16 protein-coding genes and 2 pseudogenes are annotated in these 17,294 nt (G+C 40.8%); 11 read left to right on the plus strand and 7 right to left on the minus strand.

What is annotated here, in order from left to right; translation table 11 throughout:
* Positions 1 to 5: 5 nt before the first annotated feature.
* Positions 6 to 1,135: pseudogene (locus SCI76_RS22865) on the minus strand (GerAB/ArcD/ProY family transporter).
* Between the two features lie 160 nt (positions 1,136 to 1,295).
* Between SCI76_RS22865 and SCI76_RS22870 the strand changes: the two are divergent.
* From SCI76_RS22870 to SCI76_RS22890, 5 genes are all read left to right on the plus strand, one after another.
* Positions 1,296 to 1,781 carry a DUF2306 domain-containing protein gene (locus SCI76_RS22870; RefSeq protein ID WP_221832355.1) on the plus strand — a complete coding sequence of 162 codons (486 nt, stop codon included), beginning with the start codon at positions 1,296 to 1,298 and terminating at the stop codon, positions 1,779 to 1,781.
* 81 nt (positions 1,782 to 1,862) lie between these two features.
* The gene (locus SCI76_RS22875; RefSeq protein WP_063247481.1) at positions 1,863 to 2,345 is read left to right on the plus strand and encodes a GNAT family N-acetyltransferase; all 483 of its coding nucleotides are present in this window, start codon (positions 1,863 to 1,865) and stop codon (positions 2,343 to 2,345) included.
* A gap of 2 nt (positions 2,346 to 2,347) precedes the next feature.
* Positions 2,348 to 3,427 carry a DNA alkylation repair protein gene (locus tag SCI76_RS22880; protein WP_221832358.1) on the plus strand — a complete coding sequence of 360 codons (1,080 nt, stop codon included), beginning with the start codon at positions 2,348 to 2,350 and terminating at the stop codon, positions 3,425 to 3,427.
* Positions 3,428 to 3,470: 43 nt separating this feature from the next.
* Positions 3,471 to 3,665 (plus strand): hypothetical protein, encoded by a 195-nt coding sequence (locus SCI76_RS22885; RefSeq protein WP_394532079.1) that lies wholly within the window; start codon positions 3,471 to 3,473, stop codon positions 3,663 to 3,665.
* Between the two features lie 580 nt (positions 3,666 to 4,245).
* Positions 4,246 to 5,901 (plus strand): M14 family metallopeptidase, encoded by a 1,656-nt coding sequence (locus SCI76_RS22890; RefSeq protein ID WP_255902008.1) that lies wholly within the window; start codon positions 4,246 to 4,248, stop codon positions 5,899 to 5,901.
* Positions 5,902 to 5,923: 22 nt separating this feature from the next.
* Here SCI76_RS22890 and SCI76_RS22895 read toward each other — a convergent pair whose 3' ends face one another.
* Positions 5,924 to 6,079, minus strand: a complete 156-nt coding sequence (locus tag SCI76_RS22895) for an intracellular growth attenuator family protein (RefSeq protein WP_141483553.1) — start codon at positions 6,077 to 6,079, stop codon at positions 5,924 to 5,926.
* An 81-nt stretch (positions 6,080 to 6,160) separates the two neighbouring features.
* Positions 6,161 to 6,499 (minus strand): general stress protein, encoded by a 339-nt coding sequence (locus SCI76_RS22900; protein WP_063247478.1) that lies wholly within the window; start codon positions 6,497 to 6,499, stop codon positions 6,161 to 6,163.
* 222 nt (positions 6,500 to 6,721) lie between these two features.
* Between SCI76_RS22900 and SCI76_RS22905 the strand changes: the two genes are divergently transcribed.
* Together SCI76_RS22905 and SCI76_RS22910 are read left to right on the plus strand one after the other, a co-directional pair.
* Positions 6,722 to 7,591, plus strand: coding sequence for an SDR family oxidoreductase (locus tag SCI76_RS22905; RefSeq protein ID WP_047750323.1), 870 nt, complete (start codon positions 6,722 to 6,724; stop codon positions 7,589 to 7,591).
* A 32-nt stretch (positions 7,592 to 7,623) separates the two neighbouring features.
* Complete coding sequence (locus SCI76_RS22910; RefSeq protein WP_028414694.1) at positions 7,624 to 7,848, plus strand: hypothetical protein; 225 nt, start codon at positions 7,624 to 7,626, stop codon at positions 7,846 to 7,848.
* 42 nt (positions 7,849 to 7,890) lie between these two features.
* Here the strand turns inward: SCI76_RS22910 and SCI76_RS22915 are convergent, their stop codons facing one another.
* Complete coding sequence (locus SCI76_RS22915; protein ID WP_048019433.1) at positions 7,891 to 8,748, minus strand: STAS domain-containing protein; 858 nt, start codon at positions 8,746 to 8,748, stop codon at positions 7,891 to 7,893.
* A gap of 165 nt (positions 8,749 to 8,913) precedes the next feature.
* On the opposite strand from SCI76_RS22915, the gene SCI76_RS22920 reads away from it, so the two are divergent.
* Entirely contained in the window at positions 8,914 to 9,855 is a 942-nt protein-coding gene (locus SCI76_RS22920; RefSeq protein WP_048019434.1) for a magnesium transporter CorA family protein, read from the plus strand.
* A gap of 145 nt (positions 9,856 to 10,000) precedes the next feature.
* Here the strand turns inward: SCI76_RS22920 and SCI76_RS22925 are convergent, their stop codons facing one another.
* The 3 genes from SCI76_RS22925 to SCI76_RS22935 all read right to left on the minus strand — a co-directional run bounded on the left by SCI76_RS22925 (position 10,001) and on the right by SCI76_RS22935 (position 12,022).
* Positions 10,001 to 10,351 carry a hypothetical protein gene (locus tag SCI76_RS22925; RefSeq protein ID WP_407544438.1) on the minus strand — a complete coding sequence of 117 codons (351 nt, stop codon included), beginning with the start codon at positions 10,349 to 10,351 and terminating at the stop codon, positions 10,001 to 10,003.
* Positions 10,352 to 10,374: 23 nt separating this feature from the next.
* Positions 10,375 to 10,677, minus strand: a complete 303-nt coding sequence (locus SCI76_RS22930; protein ID WP_048019436.1) for a hypothetical protein — start codon at positions 10,675 to 10,677, stop codon at positions 10,375 to 10,377.
* A 133-nt stretch (positions 10,678 to 10,810) separates the two neighbouring features.
* On the minus strand, positions 10,811 to 12,022 hold the full coding sequence (locus SCI76_RS22935) for an AGE family epimerase/isomerase (RefSeq protein ID WP_168761076.1): 1,212 nt from the start codon (positions 12,020 to 12,022) through the stop codon (positions 10,811 to 10,813).
* A gap of 347 nt (positions 12,023 to 12,369) precedes the next feature.
* Here SCI76_RS22935 and SCI76_RS22940 point away from each other — a divergent pair, with 347 nt between their 5' ends.
* The 3 genes and pseudogenes from SCI76_RS22940 to SCI76_RS22950 all read left to right on the plus strand — a co-directional run bounded on the left by SCI76_RS22940 (position 12,370) and on the right by SCI76_RS22950 (position 17,209).
* On the plus strand, positions 12,370 to 13,698 hold the full coding sequence (locus SCI76_RS22940; RefSeq protein WP_407544440.1) for an SH3 domain-containing protein: 1,329 nt from the start codon (positions 12,370 to 12,372) through the stop codon (positions 13,696 to 13,698).
* 338 nt (positions 13,699 to 14,036) lie between these two features.
* Positions 14,037 to 15,680, plus strand: coding sequence for a sensor domain-containing diguanylate cyclase (locus tag SCI76_RS22945; RefSeq protein WP_063247477.1), 1,644 nt, complete (start codon positions 14,037 to 14,039; stop codon positions 15,678 to 15,680).
* 374 nt (positions 15,681 to 16,054) lie between these two features.
* Positions 16,055 to 17,209 (plus strand): annotated as a pseudogene (locus SCI76_RS22950) (methyl-accepting chemotaxis protein).
* Positions 17,210 to 17,294: the final 85 nt, after the last annotated feature.

Here is a 17,294-nt window from a genome sequence, read left to right on the forward strand (position 1 = left end):
ACATACTACGAATTTTCTGCGGTCTTTTTCACAGTGACGGACTGTACTTGTTTTCGATTTCTTAAAAAGGCGATCACGAGTAAAAAAGCAGGAATGACAATTTGAAACGGAAGATGTAAAGTGAACGGAATAATTTTTAAACCTTCATAGACATGTTCGAAATAGTTTTGAGCAAGAGACAATGAATAAAACAAAATGACCAAGCCGATTGGAAATACAAGCGGTGACGGGTTTTTAAGCTCAAACACGTGGGAAAGGCCCAGCACAGTGGCGTAGAAAAACAGACCGATTTTAAAGAAACCGCCAGTGATTAAAGCCACCATAAAAAATACATCAAGCCGCTCTAAAAACCCTACAAATTGAATGCTTTGAACGGTGCTTAAAAGCGGAAAAGCAGACCTCGATGTTAAGGTAACGCCCAGCACACCTATATTCACAATCATTGTGATCATAAGATTAACACCGTTTAACGTGATTGCGCTGAATACAATCAGAGCGGTCTTTTTCACATTTTTTGTATACGGGAAAATCATTGCAAATACAATCACTTCACCAAAAGGAAAATAAAGCGTTTGGCTGTAAGCAACGCGAAGCACCGGAGCGATGCCTTTTTCAAGAATCGGCCGCAGGCTTGTAAAATCAATGAGGCCGGAAACAAAAATAAGAATAAAGCCAGCAACGGCGAGTACGTAAATGAAGAAAAACAGCAGTTCCGCCGAACGTGCCATTACTTCAATTCCTTGGCGAACGGTATAGATAATTCCGAGCATCAGTAAAGCGTTCACTATAAAAAGCGGCGTATCGGGATAGACGAACGTAAGAAGCATCGCGCCAAAATCGCGCAGCACCCGCGCGGCTCCATTCGCAAAATATAATATGTAAAGAAAAGCAAGTATGCGTCCCGGCACTTTTCCAATAATTTTTCGATATACTCCGTCAGGGCTAAATCCGGATAATAGCGGTGCAAGCGAGAATACATAAAAATAAGTGCATAGCTGCTGATCATACCAACTAAAATAGCAATCCAAGCATCTTGCTTAGAGTCCATTGCTAAGCCGACTAAAAAGGCGCTGCCAATCTCAAAGAGCGTAATTAACACAAACAGCTGCCATCCGCTAATTCGAGCTTTTTCCACTGCCTATCCGCCTCCTTTTCTACAGCTAGTATGCGCTTTTTAACGTGAAGCATATGCATCATGTAAGTAAAGAGTTGGAAAGGAAATAGGGATATTTTGTTAAAAACTAAGTGCGCTAGCCGAAGATATAAGAGAGAAGTACGTAAAAGGAGAGAGCGTATTGGATTTATTTGAAGTTATATTGAGTATCCATATTGGACTCGGAATGATTTGTTTGCTTTCAGGAGCGGTGTCCATGCTAGCGGCTAAGAAAAAAGGAGGGCATACCAAATGGGGAGAAGTGTACCACGGTGTTTACGCAGCCCTAGCCGCTACAGCTATCATGTTAGCGATTTGGAAATGGAATGAAATTGCCTATTTATTTTATATTGCGGTGTTTTCATACGGATTAGCGGTATACGGGTACTTAGCACGCAAGCAAAAATGGAAGAGCTGGCTTCAGCATCATATTCGCGGGATGCTGGGGTCTTATATCGGAGCGCTTACCGCGCTGCTTGTGAATATTGGAGACAGTATTCCGCTGTTAAATAAACTTCCGGCCCTTTCATATTGGTTTTTGCCAACGATTATTGGCAGTCCGCTTATTTACATAGTGGGAAGACGCTATCGAAAAAATCCTTCCGTTTCTAAAAAAATATCATACTAACGAAAAAAGCCTTTTCTCTATAAAAGGCTTTTTTCTATGGCGAACATTTGTGCTATGATAGAGAAGCAAGGAGGATACAGCATGAAAGAAAATCATCAGTTTACCATACATACAGATAAAGAAAAGCTTGATATAGATGTTATCTACTCGTACCTTCATCATGAATCATACTGGGCAAAAGGAATTCCGCTTCATCTTGTTCAAACATCTATTGAACATTCCGTTTGTTTTGGCGTCTATGATGAGTGCGATAAACAAGTAGGGTTTGGACGGATCATTTCAGATTTTGCGACGTTTGCTTACTTGGCGGATGTGTTTATTCTTCCGCACGCGCGAGGCAACGGCCTTGGAAAAGCATTGGTACAAGAAATGATTCGCTATGAGCCGATTCAACACGTACGAAAAATTTTACTAGCGACAAAAGATGCTCACGGTTTGTACAGTCAGTACGGATTCAAAGAAGTCAAAAACAAGCAGCTGTTTATGCAAATTTTTAAAAAAGGCATGTACGAGCGGGCGCTTTATTCAAAGGAAGATAAAATACTGCCTGGAAAAGAGGGATAGGTATGGCTGAAGAGTTACGTAAAAGCGTATTTAATGAAGCGTTGATTACGCACTTAAGCGACACTTTTTCACGTGAAATGAGCTCATTTGATCAAAAAGCGTTTCATGAGCTGGTTTTTCAACAGGACTGGGAAGACTTAGCGCTGAAAGAGCGCATGAGAAGAATTACGCTTTCCATGCATGAAGTGCTGCCAGATGATTATGAAGAAGCGCTTCATATTTTATATAAAGCGGCTCCAACGGTAGGAGGGCTTCAAGGCACGGTTTTTCCAGATTACGTGGAACTATACGGATTAAACGATTGGGAAGCTTCCATAAAAGCACTCGCGTTTTTTACGCCGTTTTCCACATCAGAATTTGGGGTGCGTCCGTTTTTAATTCAAGATAAAAACCGAATGCTTGAACAAATGATTGAGTGGGCAGGAGATGAAAACCATCATATTCGCAGATTAGCAAGCGAAGGGAGCCGACCTAGACTTCCGTGGGGACAATCAGTACCTGCGTTAAAGCAGGATCCAAAACAAACGCTGCCGATTTTAGAGCAGTTAAAACGAGATGAATCGCTCTATGTCCGCAAAAGCGTAGCCAATCATTTAAACGATATTTCGTACATAGAAAAAGATTGGATGCTTGATGTGATGAAAAGCTGGTACGGAAAAGACGCTAAAACCGACTGGATTGTTAAACACGCGTGCCGTTCACTGCTGAAAAAAGGAGATGCTGAAGCTCTGTCTCTTTTTGGCTATGGAGATGACCCAGGCGTAATTGTCACAGGTCTTGGCTTACATCCACATACGATTACAATCGGTGATAGCATTGACTTTTCATTTGAGCTATCCGTGGAAAAAACCATGCCGCTTCGCATAGAGTATGGAATTCATTACGTAAAAGCAAAAGGAAACCGCACTCAAAAGGTGTTTATGCTAAAAAATGTTCAAGCAAAAGCAGGCCAAACGCTTACCGTCATAAAAAAGCATGCATTTAAAGATTTAAGTACAAGAAAACATTACAGCGGTACGCATACGCTTTCTGTTATTGTAAACGGAGTAGTAAAAGCAGAAGCGGACTTTGTGATAGAGTAGCTCTTTCCTTATGGAGAGAGTTTTTATTGAAGAGTTTAACTATATGAAAAAAGGAAAGGTCGATGTGCACTACGATCTGGGCGCGACTGTTAAAAACAAAGAAATGCCTCTCGCTCCGTCCGATCAGAAATTAAAAAACCTCCAAAAGGTGGCGAGGCATGGAAAGCTCGTCATTACAAGAAATAACAAAGAAATTGGGCGATATGATTTAGAGACGTTAGAATCTGTAAAGAGATGATCAATAGCTGCATGGAGTATGTGCAGCTAAATTACGGACAGTGGGGCTCAATGAAGGGCTAAAGTTTATAGCAGTTCATACATAAAAGAGAGGCTGGACCAAATGTATTTTAGCCGAAGGGAAAAATGAATCATTGATCAACATGTTTGATTAGTGGTTCGTTTTTTTGTTAGGGTGAACATAGATTTCATTTGTTTAGTTGCTTCTAGCTGTTGCTTGGAGGGTAAGGTGAAGACTCCTGCGGGAAAAGCGGGACAGGTGAGACCCCGCAGGAGCGCAAGCGACGAGGAGGCTCATCGGCCGCCCGCGGAAAGCGAAGCCTTGCACGGAAATCAACTGCGGTTGAACAAGAAGTCCGAATTGTTAATCCAGATTATTTGTCTTCAGATTGAATTGATTCTGCTATGTCTCAATCCTTTTTTTATATAAATGCACTCATTTGATACATTAAAAATAGTCAAAAAGGTTCAGCTCCCTTATCTTGAAGTTATTTCCTTAAACGGTATAATTATTTATGTAACATTTTAAATATTTTAAAAATTTAAAATGTCTAATCAAGGGGATGGGGAGGAGTAAATGAATGAAAAAAACTGTAAAACGAACGGCCGTGCCGGCGATTTTGTCAATTGGATTATTGTTGTCGCCGCTTGCGGTACAAGCTGAGATGCCTTACTACGGAAAAGACTACAGTCAGCCGGAAAAAATTAAAGCGCTTTATCCAGAAATAAAGGTGGATGAAGCAACGCCGGCATTTCTGAAAGGGCAAGACGCATTTACGACTCAAGAAGAAATGATGAGCTATGTTCAAACGCTTGCTCGTAAAAGTCCGTACGTAAAGCTAAAGATTATCGGTAAATCACAGCAAGGGCGAGACATTCCGGCTCTATATTTTTCAAAGGAAAAGAAGTTTGCCGATGGGAAGACATCTAAAAAGCCAACGATTTGGCTTCAAAGTCAAATTCATGGTAATGAACCGGCAAGCGGTGAATCCGTACTCGCCGTTGCAACGCGTTTGACACAAGACTTTGGAAAAGATGTGTTAAATAAAGTCAACATTGTCATTGTGCCGCGCATTAATCCTGACGGATCTTATGCATTTAAACGTCAGCTAGCAAATAATTTAGACGGAAACCGCGACTACATAAAGCTTGAAAGCCCGGAAGTACAGAGCGTACGAGCTGAATTTAACCGTTTTTCACCAGAAGTCGTCATCGACGCTCATGAATATACGCCTTACAGCAGCGGATTTAAAAATATCGGTAAAGAAGGCGTGTGGAAGTATCACGATATTTTACTGCAGTCCGGTCGAAACTTAAATATTCCGCAGAACATTCGCGACGTGTCGGATGAGCTTTTTGTGAACAGTACGCTTACAGCCATTGAAAAGCAAGGATATTCAGGAGAAGTATACTATACGTCTCAAGTGAATAAACAAGGGCAGCTGGAAGTAGAAGAAGGCTCAGTTGAACCGCGAATCGGGCGAAACTCACTAGGCTTGTATCCATCGTTTTCATTTTTAGTCGAAAGCAGAGGAATCGGCATTGGTCGAGAAGATTTTCCTCGGCGAGTGAGTGCGCAAATTGCTACACAAGAAAAGCTGATTACACAAACAGCCAATCACGCCAAACAAATTAAAGCGCTGATTGCCAAAGAAAAAGCGGCGCTTGTCAAAAAAGGAAAAAATGCAAATGATCATGATCCAATTGTGGTGAACAGTGAAAATAAAAAAATACCAAACTCTACGTTAGAAATGGTCGATGTAGAAAGCGCGTCTGTTAAAGAAATTCCTGTGACGTACTACAGTGCAAAGAAAGCAACACCGACGCTTGTCCGCGAACGTCCGACTGCTTACCTTTTAAAACCGGGACATGAAGAGTTAGCAGAAAAACTGAAGGGACAAGGCGTAAAAGGCTTCAAGTTAACGAAAGAAACGGCTCTTTCAGTAGAAGCGTATAATGTCAGCAGCCGCATTGAAAATGAAGTCTACGAAAATAAACCAAATGTGGACGTGCAAACAATCGTCAAGTCAAAAACGGTGACGTTCCCAAAAGGAAGCTACGTCTTTTTAACGTCTCAGCCGCAAAACAATTTATTGTCTCTATCGCTTGAGCCAGAATCTGTGGACAGCTTCACAACGTTTGGTTATTTGCCTTCAGAAGTAGGACAAGAACTTGATGTTTACCGGTTTACGCGTTCCATTGAAAAATCGCCTTTGCAAAAAGAATCCCGTAAATAATGAAAAAGCGTGGAGCTTGGCTTCACGCTTTTTCATTATGATCACGTGACTGCTGTCGGTTTTTTCTTCTTCTAGAAAAGAAATAAATAAAAAAGCCGGCTAATACAAGAAGTGTAATAAGAAGAATACTAGTAGGAAAGTAAAGAGAGCCTATCTGAATGCCCAAGTAGTTTAACATTATCATAACTTCCTTTCTTGATAAAAAATGGTTTATTTTACTAAATACCCTTATAAGCTAATAGAAAACGTTTCAGCTGTTTTAGTAGGGAATGAATTGACTCTGTGCGCCAACAACCACGACATGACCTTGTCTCATCTCTTCTATATACCGGTTTGCCTCCCTGTTAGATAAGCCGAGTGAAGCCATCTTTGAAAGAAGCTCATCTTCTCTTGAAAGAAGCATATTGACCGCCGTTTCAAAAATACCTTGCTCTGCCATTCTGTACTTTTTTGTATGTGTTGCCTCCGTTAAATGCTGAGCCCATTCTTTATCGTAGGCCAGCAGATAAATCTCTTTGCTTGTAAATCCTTTCTTTAAAAAAGAACGGATGACGCAGACTGCCTCCTCTTGGTTTTCTGCTACTTGAATGTGTTTCATACACGAACCAAACCTCCTGATAAAAGATATTTCCGAAATACATCTTCTACTCATCATGTAGCCTTTGTTTCCAACTTTAAACTTGTTTTCTATGAATTTTCTCAGATAGTAAAAGAGAATAGAAACATCATAAATTTTCAAAAAAAGATGTTTGAACTTCAAAACAGAAGGCTAAACCTAGACTATACTAAAAAGTTCCATCAAAAATAGGAGGAGATTAAAATGAATTTACAAGATCAACAAACACAAGGCCAGCCCGAGCAAACGCAAGACCGCCAGCCGGGTATCGAAAGTGAGATGAATCCTCTCCCTATTTATGAGGATGACAATTACATTGGTACAGGAAAATTAAAAGGAAAAGTAGCGCTGGTTACCGGAGGAGACAGCGGAATTGGACGAGCTGTATCCATTGCTTATGCGAAAGAAGGAGCGGACGTAGCCATCGTTTACTTAAACGAACATAGCGACGCCGAGGAAACAAAAGCCCGCATTGAAGAAGAAGGTGTAAGATGCTTGCTGATTGCAGGAGACGTAGGAGACGAATCATTCTGTAACGAAGCGGTAGAAAAAACGGTGAGTGAGCTTGGAAAGCTTGATATCCTTGTGAACAATGCAGGAGAGCAGCATCCAAAAGAAAGCATCAAAGAAATTACGAGTGAACAGCTTGAACGAACGTTCAAAACGAACTTTTATTCATACTTTTATTTTACGAAAAAAGCGCTTGATTATTTAGGAAAAGGCAGTGCCATCATTAATACAACGTCCATTAATCCTTACCGCGGGAATCCTCAGCTGATCGATTATACGGCGACAAAAGGTGCAATCAACGGCTTTACGCGTAGTATGGCGCAAGCGCTTGTCAAAGATGGTATTCGCGTGAACGGCGTAGCGCCGGGACCAATCTGGACACCGCTTATTCCGTCTACTTTCTCAGGCGATAAAGTAGGAGAATTCGGTACAGATACACCAATGGGCAGACCTGGACATCCTGTGGAGCACGTGGGCTGTTATGTGCTGCTAGCTTCAAATGATTCATCTTATATGACGGGTCAAACGCTTCATGTCAACGGCGGAGATTTCATGAACACATAATTGCTTCACCTATTATAAAGGAGGAGAAAACGATGGGAGAGCGCCAGAAAAGATCTATTTCAAATACACCAAAAAAACGAGATGAAACGGAGCAGCGTGTAACAGATCAAGACGAAACGTTGTTTGAACGTTTTAAAGAAGAAGAAACAGTGGATCCTATGCCAATGGAAGATATAAGACTTGAACAAAAAGAAGAGAAAAATAAAACGAAAACAAAAGATGAATCGGGTTCTGAAAACATTCATCATCGAAAATAAAAAACAGCCTTCTCGGGCTGTTTTTTTATCTGTGTTTCTATATTAATGAGCATTAGAAGCAATGACAATTTTTGAATCATCTTCTAATGCCTGAGCAAGATTCGATTTAATTCGTATATGGTCAAAACTTAAACCAAGCTGCATCGCAGTAGTAGCTAATTCAGGACGAATGCCCGATAAAATCGATTTAACGCCAATTAAATCAAGCGCATTTATCAGCTGAAACAGCTCGTGCGCGACCATTGTATCGATCATCACCACGCCTGACAAATCAATATACAAATGAGAGATTTGCTTCTCGGCACACTGTTTTAACGTGCTTTCTAGGATCATTTTGGCTCTTGCCGTATCAATATCGCCGACTAATGGTAAAAGAGCCACGTCTTTTTTAATCACAATAACAGGTGAACTTAATTCATGAATCATTTCCTGCTGAGAGCGAAGGCGGTTTGAGGCATATTCCTGCGCTTCTGTGATGAATTTCAAAATAATAATATCAAATACCCGTACTACTTTTTCATTCCACATATCGATATGCTGCTGAGTGATGTCATCATGAAGTTCTGCAAATCGGCGAATATACTCGCAGTATTGTTTGCGGACGTTCATAAATTCTTTAATAATACTTTGAATGGGGGTTCTGAGATGCTGTTGGTCTTTGGCAACTTTATTTAGCCACGTGTTAAAAGATTCAAAAAAGCTTTTTTCATCTTCTATAAAGACGTTGCTAATATATAAATGAAATTCATAGTTTTGCGCTTTTAAGCGTTGAATGACGTCAGGGTCATTAGAGGTATATACGCCTTCAGAAGATGTTTTATCCAAAGATTCATACCATTCTTCCGTCATAGTTGGTGCGCTTTCTAGCAGATAAGAACGTAAAGCGATATCTTTCTTCACTGTTATTCTCCTCTCAAACTGATAAAACATGCGCAGGTGCGCAACGTATTTATTATAGCATCTTTTTTATAAAGATGGATATGAAATGTATGTTTATTTTGCGTGTGAGGTTTTAAGTGATTGTATATAGGGAAAAATTTTAATAAAAGGGGAAAGAGGGAAAGTATGAATACCGTGACGAGCGATCAGTGGAAATGGTATCAGTTTGATTTAGAAGAAGCCGATGGAATAGCTGATATAATCAAAGACTATCAGTATCCAAGAGATGAATGGTTTTGCCATCAGCTTCAAAAGAAAAACTCTAATCATATTCAAGTAGATGTAATAGGAGAAAGTGAGCTCATTTATGGTTCACTCATTTATCATAAGAAGTCATTTGATCAAAGGGATTACGATTCGTTTCATTTTTATATTACCGAGGAGTTTATTATAACCGCGGGACTGGATTTGAAAATCCTCGAACAAACCAACCATGAACGAATGATTGAACGCATGAAGCAGTCTGCTAATACGGCGGAAAGTTTTTTTATTCTTTTAGGTGAAATTATGAAAAAGCACTTAAATGGGTTTGATCAGTTTGAAAGTCATTTCAGAGAGCTTCTGTGGGAAGTGCGCCATAATAATAACATCGACGTGTTAGATGACATTCATAAAGCGCGCTATGACCTGCTTATATGGACAAATTTAATCAGTTCTGTTCGAGAAGTTACCATGGGAATCGAAGAAGCGTTTCATAAAAAAATTAACCAAACGATTCAATATCAGCGGATGTGTAAAAAAATAGAAATTGGCCTCACGCTAATTGAACAATATCAAAAAGAATTTGACGCGTTAATTAAATTAGAAGAAGTTGTGTCTACTCACAGAGGAAATGAGATTATGAAAGCTTTAACGCTGCTGACAGCCATCAGTACGCCTTTAACGGCTTTTGGAGCCCTTTGGGGAATGAACTTTAAAGGGATGCCGGAGCTTGATTTGAAGTTTGGCTATATCTATGCACTCATTTTAATTGTGCTTTCGACCATTGCCATTTATCTCTATTTACGAATGAAAGGGTGGACGGGCGATCTCTTAAAAGGAAGAAAAAAGAACTCATTTTTTAAATAAGCTTTAATAAAAGAGGTTGAGACATAACTAAATGAATCCAACCTAAAGACGAACAAATGAGATACATGAGCTGGACTGCTAGAAGGAACAAAACAGATCAAACTATATTCACCATCACAAAAAAACGAACCACTCATCAAATATATTAATGAGTGGTTCGTTTTTCACTTGGGCTAAATCTCAGCCTCTTTGTTGTTTGGTATCCTCGCCTCCACGTCGTAGGCTCACCTGAACGAAGGCATCTTGGGAATAAATCGTTTTCTTTTAGCTTTACTTGATTGCCGTTTTCGTCGGTATAGCGCCCAGTTTGCGGAACCACTTCTCCGGTTGAAAAGGCGTCATCTACGGGCTTCCACGTCGTTGATTCACGTGTGTGCGGGCAAGGTGTAAAAAGATCATCTTTTTGAAAGAGTTTAATTTCACCTTCCGCACAAATGTAAGCGCCCGATTCTGGTACAGCTTCACTCGTTCGATAAATGTTCTGTACGGTCTTCACACGCATCCAACCTTTCTTTTTGATTAGTTGTATTTTAATGTTCCTGTCGTGGCGTCCATGTACGTGCGGTCTTCTATAATATCCGAGTCGTCTAGCTTTCTAAAAGGAGCGCAGTAGCAGACAACACCCGTCTCGATTTCAATTTCTTGAAATCCGTATGCACGGCAAAGGTATTCGCCGACCTCGCTTGGAGCTGGATGCGTATCAAGCTCATCTAACGCTTCATTAAACATCTCTAAAAATTCTTTTTTTGAAAATTTTTTCTCATGATGCAGTGTTACTGGATCTCCAGAATCTGTTCCTTGTGCTAACGCGTAAAAATACATCGCCCTCACTCCTTACATATATATAGTCGTGCTTTTGCTGAAATGTAGAAACATTGATTGTTAGTAAGTAAATTCCCTTAAATAAACAAAATAAACGCATCTGGAAGAAAACGGTTTCTTTATGATTATGATCTTAGAGAGAATTCAGTGCTATCAGCGTTTGATAGCAAGCAGCCACAGGGTGATAATCGGCTTTAGGAGCCGGGCTTTTTTTCGAGTTATAGCGTTCGTTTTGTTGATTTAACAGCTGATACCAGCCTCCATATGTGTGATCGATAAAGTGTTTCTGACAGTAAGAGAACAGGGCGTCGTATGCTTTCCAATATCCGCTGTCTCCGGTTTTTACCCCGAGCAGTGAAGCCGCAGAAATGGCTTCGGCCATCACCCAGTAGTTTTTATCGGGGTCAATGACCTCTTCTTGAGGAGACAGCGCAAAGTAAAGACCTCCGTACTTAGCATCCCAGCCTCTGTTCCATCCCTTATCAAACAAATACTTTGCACGTTCTGTCATCCAGTTTTCCGAACGGTGCCGATCAAGCCATAAAAGCAGCTTGCTCCATTCAAACTGATGTCCTGGTATAAAGCCGTACGGACGAAATTCATCTTTTGTATTGTTTTTATTGTAGTCCCAATCCGGCTGCCAGTCTGTATCATAATGCTCCCAAATCATGCCGCCAGATCGTTCAGCAAGCTGCTGAGTAACGCCTTTTGCAAGCGCGTATGCCCGGTCTACGTATTTTTTATCTCTTGTTGCTTCAAAGGCAGAAAGCATCGCTTCACACATATGCATGTTTGCATTTTGGCCGCGATATAAAGAAGAAGCTGACCACGATGCGTCCCATTCGTCTCGGTAAAAGCCGTGCGCATCTTCCCAAAAGTACTTTTCCATCACGTCATAGACCTGTTCAATTGTTTCTTTTGCTTCTAAAATGCCGGCTTGGCACGCGATGGAAGAAGCTAAAAGAGCAAAAGCGTGGCCATATGCTTGTTTAGAATCATCTTTGACTTCTCCGTCATCGGCTATTTCAAAAAAATACCCGCCGTTCTCTCTATCATAATGGTTGTTTTGTAGAAAACGAATGCCGTGCTGAGCTGCTTCTTTGCACCAATCCGGTCCGTCTAAAAGAGCCCCTACACTGAAGATATAAATAAAGCGCGCCGTACTTACTAAGTGCTTTGAATGCGTGTTGTTGACGGTGCCGTCGTCGTAGTATTCATGGATATACCCGCCGTTTTTTTGGTCAATACAAGCGGGGTAGTAGAAATGAAGCGTATCAAAAATATGCTGTTTTAATGTGTGAGGTTTTCGAAACGCAGTTGAGGAAAAATCCGTTGCCGGGTTCATTTTATCACCATCTCAATCTTTGTTTTTAATTGTTTTTTACCCTAAGCCATTGGTAGTAAACGTAAGGGTTTTTTTGCTGTTTTTGCTCTATTATTCTATTTTTGTTGAAAATGTATCAGTTTGGAAACAAGTTTGAAATATTTTGATATACTTTTGACACGATTATCCGGTATTCTAAAAGTACGTGCTAGCTGGAACGAACAAATGTACAGAGCCTCTAGACGTCAAATGATTTTATTTAGTGTGGCTAGTTTAAGATTGAGCTTAAACATCGGATCCTGTTTTCACTTAATCTATTAAACTGGCAACATGTATTTCTATTATATTTTGCAAATGAGGTATAAAAAATGACAGAAGTGAACAAACAAAGATTTTACAAAAAATTAGCGGTAACAGGTCTTGCTTTTACACTTGTAGGAGCTGGAACTCTAGGTCTTCATTCCTTACATTTTACGGGTGAGCCAACTGTCGCAAGCGCAGCAGCGGAAACCTATACAACCACGGCGAATTTAAATATTCGAAGCGGTCCATCGACTTCCAACGCGATTATTGCGACAGTTAAACAAGGCACACAGCTAACGGTAGTTGGACAAGCAGCAAGCGGCTGGCTGAAAGTAAGCTATCAAGGCAAAACGGGCTACGTAAGCAGTGAGTATGTTAAAAAGTCAGGGAGTTCAACGACTAAAACTTATGTAACAACGGCAAATTTAAATATTCGAAGCGCTCCATCGACGTCAAGCACGATTGTTGTAATGGTCAAACAAGGCACGCAGCTAACGTCGACAGCACAAGCAGCGAACGGCTGGCTAAAAGTAAGCTATCAAGGCAAAACGGGTTACGTGAGCACGCAGTACGTAAAAGAATCAACGGGTTCTTCTGAACCGGCTCCAGCTCCAGAGGCTTCTGTCTATGTGGCAACGGCGAATTTAAATGTTCGAACAGCTGCTTCAACTTCTGGTGCGGTTATGGCAACACTGAAAGCCGGCACACAGCTCGACGTAACGGCTAAAGCAGCAAACGGCTGGCTAAAAATTACGTATCAAGGGAAGGTTGGCTATGTAAGCGGTCAATACGTACGAGCATTAGCTGGGATGAAAGTGGTTTCGAACCCTGAAAGTATACAAGTTGTTGTGAATAAACAAAACAAGCTTCCGGAAAACTACGTTCCGAAAGATTTAGTATATACAACGATTCCGTTTACATTCAAAGAACAAACGGAAAAGAAAAAAATGCGCAGTGAAGCAGCCGCTGCTATTGCACAGTTATTTGCGGGTGCGAAAAAACAAGGCGTTACGCTTCTTGGCGTATCAGCTTACCGTTCACATGCAACGCAAAGCGCGCTTTTTAGTTCGTATGTTCAACGAGACGGTTATGATAAAGCGGCAACTTATAGCGCACTGCCAGGCACGAGTGAACATGAAACAGGTCTTGGAATTGATGTAACAAAAGGAGACGGCACATGTGCTGCTCAAGACTGCTTTGGCGGAACAAAAGAAGCAGGTTGGCTCGATGCCCACGCAGCAGAATACGGATTTATTATTCGCTATCCAAAAGGGAAAGACGCGGTAACGGGCTATAAATATGAGCCGTGGCATTTGCGCTATGTAGGCAAACCAGTGGCGCAGGCGATTAAGAGTAAAGGCATTACTCTTGAAGAATATTACGGAATTAAATAGGTTTAAAAAAGAGGCTGGAATAAAAGTAGCTTAGTTGACGGAAGATCCGAACGCGTTTGATTTAGAATCAAACGCGTTCGGATCTTTTTATTGTTGTGGTAAAGATAGCTTTCATGTATGTAGGTGCTTCTAGTGGTTTGTTATGCCTCAATTTCTTTTATTTTTGTTCATCATGTTTACCCTTCTTGTGAAGGAGGGTAGGTAATGATACAAAAGAACTACTGTTTGTACATTTAAAGTTGAGTTTGTGTGTGAAAAGATCTAGTGTGTATTTCATACAGAAGTGTAAAGTACAGGGGGCGTTCATCTGTGAAAAAACGAAGGAGATGCATCCTATCATGTTGAAAGATCATATGTTTGAATTTTATTTTGATCAAATGAATGAGCTGGTTTTTTTGGCGGAAGTAAAGAACCAACATCTTTATTATAAAAAAATGAATAAAGCGGCTGCTAAGCTTGTACGGTACCAAGGAGAAGTGGGCATGCGGCTAGAAAGCGTACTCTCTGAGCGGGCGTATCACTCTCTTTACCCTTACTATATAAAAGCGGTGGAAACAAAAAAGCCAGTTACCTACCATGACATAAATACCTTCTCAGATGAAGCTGAAGCGTTTGAAACAACGCTTACCCCCATTTTTAATGATACCGACAATAGTACGCACCTATTAGTGATGAGTAAAAATATCCAAAAGTTAAAAAAAGATTTAGCCCAAAGTATGGAGCGGTATAAGTCGCTTTTTATGAACCATGAAAACGCCATATGTATGATGGATCTAAGCGGTAAAATTGTTCAAGCAAATCCTGCCTGTGAGCAAATGTTCGGCTACGATACGCAAGAGATCATCAATAGTTCTTACATGCAGCTTCTAGAAGAGCTGAAGATTGATGTTCGTGCTTTGCCTCTGCATCACATCATATACGACCAAAGCTACAGCAAAGAAATCCAAGCGTGGCACAAAGAAAAAGGAATGATTTATTTATATGTTACAAACGTGCCCATAATTGTGGAAAATGAATGGATGGGTATTTACTTGATTGCTCAGGACGTTACAAAGGAAAAGACAGCTGAAATAAAGCTGGAAAACACGGTGAAAGATTTAGCAAACATGAAGTATGCCCTTGATGAGTCCGCAATCGTAAGCGTCCTGGATCCATATGGAACGATTAGGTATGTCAATGATATGTTCTGTACGATATTTGGCTATGAAAAAGAAGAGCTAATCGGACAATCATACAAGTTATTTGATGTAAGCTATGATCTTCGGGTTCTTGAAAGTATTGGCCAAGGAAAGGTTTGGAGAGGGCAAGTCAAAAGCATAACAAAAGAAGGCGTTATCGTGTGGAGCCATAAGACCATTGTTCCGCTGACCGATATTCATCACCGAATCTCAAGCTACGTGCTGATTCAAACTGATATTACTGCGCAAAAAAAACTAGAAAATCAGCTGAAGTTTAAGGCGTTTCATGACAGTTTGACGGGGGTGCCGAATCGAATGATGCTGCAAAAACAAGTGCAGGCTGCGATCGAGCAAAAGGAAAGATTTGGCCTGCTGTTTTTAGACTGTGATAATTTTAAAGAAGTGAACGATCAATTTGGTCATGATATTGGCGATGCATTTTTAATCCAGTACGCACATCGCTTAACGTCTTGCATTCGTACATGTGACGAAGTGTATCGCCTCGGAGGGGATGAATTTGTTATTTTGCTTCGGCACATTGAAAGGAGCGAGGAAATCCAGCAGATCATGGAACGAATTCACCGAGAGCTTCAAAAAGAATGGAGTATTGAATCCTGCATCTTTACAGCTACATCGACCATTGGAGCCGCTTATTATCCAGAAAACGGAGAATCGTTTCAAGAGCTGTTAAAACAGGCGGATCAAGCGCTGTACGAAGGAAAACGACAGGGGAAAAATAACGTAAATTTCTATAAAAAAAACCAATCTGTAGCCGATTCTATAGATAAAGAAAGTACTGTCTAATATAGAAAGGGATAAATATGAATAAACATAAGTTAATGGTTGTTTTATCAAGCGGAGCAGTGATACTTTCTCTGCTCATACATATCATTCATCGTATTTGGCCGATGGAGATGTCCGGCATGTCGATGGAACATAATTCAGCGCCAGGCGAAGTGTCATTGATCTTTTTGATGCTTCCTATTGTTTTTCTTGGTGTGCTGCTTGTACTGTATGTTAAAAAGCATGAGCTAGTACCTGCGTTTGTGACGCTAACGCTCACGTTTTCAAGCATCAGCACGGTTATAGGCGGAGGAGGAATGGTTGAGTATCACTTTTCAATTTTTATGGTGATAGCCATTCTTTCCTACTATGAAAATGTAAAGCTATTATTGTTAATGACGGGTATTTTTGTCGTCGAGCATCTAGTGGGATTTTTCGTGCCATTTTTTACACCGATTATTTTCGGAACGTCTTCTTATTCCTTTTCGATGCTTTGCCTTCACGCCGCTTATCTGATTTTTACATCAGGGGCAACCGCTTGGCAAATTACTTCAAAGAAAAAATACACAGAACAGCTTCAGCAGCAAAATAAACAAAAGCAGCATATTATTTATGACATGATGAAAAAGCTGCATGAAACGAATGGTCAGGTAAGACAAACGGTTGCTGACTTAAAGGAAAGCTTAGAAGAATCGCAAGCAGCGAGTCATCATACGACGGCTTCAATGCAAGAACTAGCCGCAGGAGCGGACCAGCAGGTAATAATGGCTCAAAAAAGCAGTGAGTTTCTAGAAGAGATGACGCAAGGCGTAACCAAAATAGCCGAGGCTTCAGCGGCAGTCAGCGAAGCTTCTGATCAAACAGCAAATGAAGCCGTGCAGGGAAAAGAAAAAATTCAAGAAGCCATTCAACAAATTCATACAATCGATTCTTCTGTTCAGCATGCAGCTAGCGTTATTCATCAGTTAAAAGAACGTTCTGCAGAAATCAACGATATTATGAGTGTGATTTCAGGCATTGCTGCACAAACAAATCTACTGGCGCTAAATGCTGCAATTGAAGCAGCGCGCGCAGGCGAAAATGGTAAAGGGTTTGCGGTCGTAGCAGCGGAAGTTCGCAAACTTGCAGAACAATCCAATCAGTCAGCCTAACAAGTAGCAAGACTCATTCAGCATATTCAGCAAGAAACGTCTCAAGCCGTAGCATTTATTCAATCAGGAACTGCTGATGTAAAAAACGGTATTTTACTAGCCAACGAAGCGGAAAATGTTTTTAATCGAATCGCCGACGCATCTACGTATGTTCATGAACAAATTCAGCAAACGGCTGCTTCCGCACAGCAAATAGCAGCGGGATCTACGCAGGTGCTCCATGCCGTCAGCGAGATGACCTCTTTTGCGAACCAATCAGCCGCAAGCAGCAGCAGTATTTCTTCCGCTTCCGTGCGTCAGCTGCAATCACTGCAGACTATCGACCAAACGGCGGAATTTTTAAGTGAGTTAGTTGAAGAGCTTGGCAGCGTAACGGAAAAGTTAGCGAAGCAAGCGTGAGTGAGGTAGATACCGCTTATATAAATTTATGTAAACAACATAAAAAACACCTCTTTCGCACAAAAGTCGAAGAGGTGTTTTTGTA

Source organism: Priestia sp. HNGD-A6, from assembly GCF_045784335.1.
Lineage (GTDB): Bacteria > Bacillota > Bacilli > Bacillales > Bacillaceae_H > Priestia > Priestia zanthoxyli.

Bases quoted from the DNA above. Each gene is read 5' to 3' on its own strand.
- SCI76_RS22875 (WP_063247481.1), top strand. From the start codon at position 1,863: ATGAAAGAAAATCATCAGTTTACCATACATACAGATAAAGAAAAGCTT.
- SCI76_RS22880 (WP_221832358.1), top strand. From the start codon at position 2,348: ATGGCTGAAGAGTTACGTAAAAGCGTATTTAATGAAGCGTTGATTACG.
- SCI76_RS22885 (WP_394532079.1), top strand. From the start codon at position 3,471: ATGAAAAAAGGAAAGGTCGATGTGCACTACGATCTGGGCGCGACTGTT.
- SCI76_RS22890 (WP_255902008.1), top strand. From the start codon at position 4,246: ATGAAAAAAACTGTAAAACGAACGGCCGTGCCGGCGATTTTGTCAATT.
- SCI76_RS22895 (WP_141483553.1), bottom strand. From the start codon at position 6,079: ATGTTAAACTACTTGGGCATTCAGATAGGCTCTCTTTACTTTCCTACT.
- SCI76_RS22900 (WP_063247478.1), bottom strand. From the start codon at position 6,499: ATGAAACACATTCAAGTAGCAGAAAACCAAGAGGAGGCAGTCTGCGTC.
- SCI76_RS22905 (WP_047750323.1), top strand. From the start codon at position 6,722: ATGAATTTACAAGATCAACAAACACAAGGCCAGCCCGAGCAAACGCAA.
- SCI76_RS22910 (WP_028414694.1), top strand. From the start codon at position 7,624: ATGGGAGAGCGCCAGAAAAGATCTATTTCAAATACACCAAAAAAACGA.
- SCI76_RS22920 (WP_048019434.1), top strand. From the start codon at position 8,914: ATGAATACCGTGACGAGCGATCAGTGGAAATGGTATCAGTTTGATTTA.
- SCI76_RS22930 (WP_048019436.1), bottom strand. From the start codon at position 10,677: ATGTATTTTTACGCGTTAGCACAAGGAACAGATTCTGGAGATCCAGTA.
- SCI76_RS22935 (WP_168761076.1), bottom strand. From the start codon at position 12,022: ATGAACCCGGCAACGGATTTTTCCTCAACTGCGTTTCGAAAACCTCAC.
- SCI76_RS22940 (WP_407544440.1), top strand. From the start codon at position 12,370: ATGACAGAAGTGAACAAACAAAGATTTTACAAAAAATTAGCGGTAACA.
- SCI76_RS22945 (WP_063247477.1), top strand. From the start codon at position 14,037: ATGTTGAAAGATCATATGTTTGAATTTTATTTTGATCAAATGAATGAG.